The sequence below is a fragment of the Candidatus Aegiribacteria sp. genome (assembly GCA_021108005.1).
Lineage (GTDB): Bacteria > Fermentibacterota > Fermentibacteria > Fermentibacterales > JCC-6 > Aegiribacteria.
This window is the reverse complement of the sequence record JAIORS010000070.1, coordinates 1-2,108: the sequence shown is the minus strand read 5'-3', so window position 1 is coordinate 2,108 and position 2,108 is coordinate 1. Positions and strand designations below refer to the sequence as shown.

General features: G+C 39.0%; 1 protein-coding gene. It reads right to left on the bottom strand.

The window, feature by feature from the left end; all coding sequences use genetic code 11:
* Positions 1-510: 510 nt before the first annotated feature.
* Positions 511-1,818 (bottom strand): IS110 family transposase, encoded by a 1,308-nt coding sequence (locus K8S15_04455; GenBank protein MCD4775287.1) that lies wholly within the window; start codon positions 1,816-1,818, stop codon positions 511-513.
* Positions 1,819-2,108 lie beyond the last annotated feature (290 nt).

The following is a 2,108-nucleotide window of genomic DNA, read 5'->3' as shown; positions in this document are numbered from 1 at the left end:
CGAAGCGATCCGAAGGAAAATGTCACGCTTGATGCGCAATAACTTCTTCTACGGCATTACAAAATCTTTCTACTCTTTTGATTTATGCTCAGCCCTTTATATGATTATCAAAGGTTGAATAAGATGAGTTTTGGCTTCGTATGCACCGATTGTTTCCATAATAACTCTCCTGTTTAAAATTGACCAGTCTAAGACCGGACTAAATTAAATCTTTTTACCTACTAAGAAACACTTCCCAACCTATTGATTTTGTTGATATTTTATTGACAGTCAAATCCGGTTTTTTGAGCCATTTTGAGTCTTGGAACTCTAAAATCGCCTATTTTTTCTATTTTGAGGAGCAGAATTACGATTTTGAGGTTTGAAGTTTTTTTGAAAGATTTTTAGGATCTTTTGGGCAAATTTTATTGAATATATACGTATTTTGGATATACCCATCCTGTTCTTCGCTTTATTCAAAAAGGAAGGTATCTATTTCTTGATGCTTTCACATAGAAAAATCTTAAGCCATTAGGACGTAGCGGGCACTAATTGAAGTCCCAGAGTTGCGGCTTTTCTTTTTAGATTTTTAATGACCCGATCTTTGTATTTTTCTTCATAATACTTTTCACCGGGATCTGCATACTCTTTCTTGTATTTGAGCATGTGATAGATGATACGGGCCAGCTTATGGGCCGTGGCTATGATAGCTTTTGGAGAACCATGCTTTGCCCGCATTCTTCGATAAAAGCTCCCTAAAGCACTTTTGCTATTGCTCAAACTCTGGGCAGACAGCCTTAAAGCTTTGTTGGCACGGTTTTGGGTTTTTTTTGTGCCTGTTTTCAATATTTTCCCCCCGGAAATATTATTCTGGGGGCATAATCCTAACCATGAAGCAAAGTGCTTAACGGTTCTCCATTTACTCATATCAAGACCAATTTCGGTCAGTACTGTCTGAACAGTCAAAGCACTGACTCCATCAATCTGAGTCAGGTCAACTCCTGCTGCCTGATACAAATAACTTCTTAAATCAAAGCATGGCTCATTTCCACGAGGACTCCGCTTTATTTTAAGCGGTTTTAACGGAAATTCATTTATGTCTATCTGTGGTTTAATGGCTGTATAGTTAGCTTCTATTTTGACATCACAGGTCGCAATTTGCTTATTGTAAAAGTCATATAATTCAAGAGCCTGCTGCAAGGCAAATACATGTTCATCTTTGTAATTGCCTTCTAATGATTTGGCAATCTCCTCTTCGCTATTGGCACAACGCACATTTCTGAATTTTGCCAGCTTTTCCGGATCACGTTTTCCGGCAACGATGGCACGGATAATCTTCGATCCAGTCATGCCGGTAATGTCACTGACCACATTGTTCAATTGAACGTTCATGAGCTGCATGGCTTTTTGCATATGCTGAATATGGCCGGAACGGTATCGAATCAGATTATCCCGATGTCGAATAAGCTCCCTTAAAGCACACATATCTTCATCAGGACGAAAGGAGCCACGCAATAAACCGTAAGTATGCAACTGCTGTATCCACTGGCAGTCAAAAACATCAGTCTTTTTGCCTGGAACATTTTTTATATGGCGAGCGTTTATCAGATTTACGGCGAACCCTCTATCTTCGAGAATTTCATAGATTGGAATCCAGTAAACGCCTGTTGATTCCATAGCCACTGTAGTAACACCACAAGTACTTAACCAATCCGCAAGAGCGTTAAGATCAAATGTAAATGTGCTGAATGCACGAACAGATTGCTCATCCCGTCCTTCCGGCACACAAGCATAAATCTCGCTTGCACCTATGTCTAAACCAGCAGCATTGAGGTTGATTTGCTTAAGAGCGTCTAACTTTACAGCCTTTCTTGCCTTCTTTGCCTTTTTCTTTTCTGCTAATGTTTCCTTTCTCCTTGTTTTTCTGTCTTTTTGTGCCTTTTTTTTTCAGCCTTTTCTATTTTTTCAGACTGTTCTAATGGTCTCATCATTTGCATTGTTCTCCTTATTTTGATAGAAACTTGCTTAAAATTATTCAGACCCAGTTATTTTTGTAAATTACGTAGCCTACTAAACGGGGTACCATAAGGTCCACCAATGAAAAAATCACAAATAACCGGAACCAGGCT